Annotated in this window: 1 protein-coding gene and 1 pseudogene; both read left to right on the top strand. The window is 35.0% G+C overall.

Features of this window, described 5'->3' with window-relative positions; genetic code table 11:
- Nucleotides 1-199: pseudogene (locus AB671_RS22625) on the top strand (peptidoglycan-binding protein LysM); the annotation flags it as partial.
- A 205-nt stretch (nucleotides 200-404) separates the two neighbouring features.
- Nucleotides 405-769: peptidoglycan-binding protein LysM (locus AB671_RS21565; protein ID WP_066764911.1), on the top strand; the 365-nt coding region annotated here is incomplete at its 3' end.

Genomic DNA, 769 nt, shown 5'->3' with positions numbered 1-769 from the left:
AACAATGGGCGGAACAAAAAGCGCGGTTGTTTTATCTGCAACTGATCAAACTTTAGTTACAAATGCTCCACTTGGAAGTGCATTAACATTGAATTTGGATTACACCATTCCTGCATCGAAATCTTCTTCTTCAGATATTTTAGGTAAACCTGCCGGAACTTATACGCAAACAGTAACTTATACTGCTACTGCTTTATAATAAAAAAACAGCAATTTTATATACGCCCTCAACATTTTGGAAGTGTTGAGGGCTTTTCTATTTACACTGAGTAATTAATCCTTGTAGTTATTTTACTACATGAACTCCCATTTTCAACTACAAAGAAACTTTTATCGACGCCGTAAATTTGTAGTGTTCAAAAGAGAACAATTAAACAAAAATAAAAATTTTAAATATTACTACCATGACAAAACAAATCGTAATCGCAGCATTAACTCTTGGAGCAATCGTATTAGGAACTAACAATGCTAAAGCTCAAAATACAACCGCTACAACAACCGTAAATATTACCCTAAACGATGTAATCTCCATCGACGCCGGGAGTACTGCAATTGGTAATACCGTTGACTTTAACTATGCTACTGCAGCAGATTATAACTCTGATCAAACCATTACTAAAGCCAACTCTTTAAAAGTTACTTCAACGAAGAACTTTAATGTTAAAGTAAAAGCAGGAGGTGCTAATTTCATGAATGGAACCAACTTAATCCCTGTAAATGTTTTAACAATCAAAGCGGCTACAGCTTCTGGAACAATGGGCGGAACAAA

This window comes from Chryseobacterium sp. BGARF1, from assembly GCF_001677955.1.
In the GTDB taxonomy this organism is placed as follows: domain Bacteria; phylum Bacteroidota; class Bacteroidia; order Flavobacteriales; family Weeksellaceae; genus Chryseobacterium.
The sequence above is the reverse complement of the archived record's forward strand: the minus strand, read 5'-3'. Positions and strand labels throughout refer to the sequence as shown.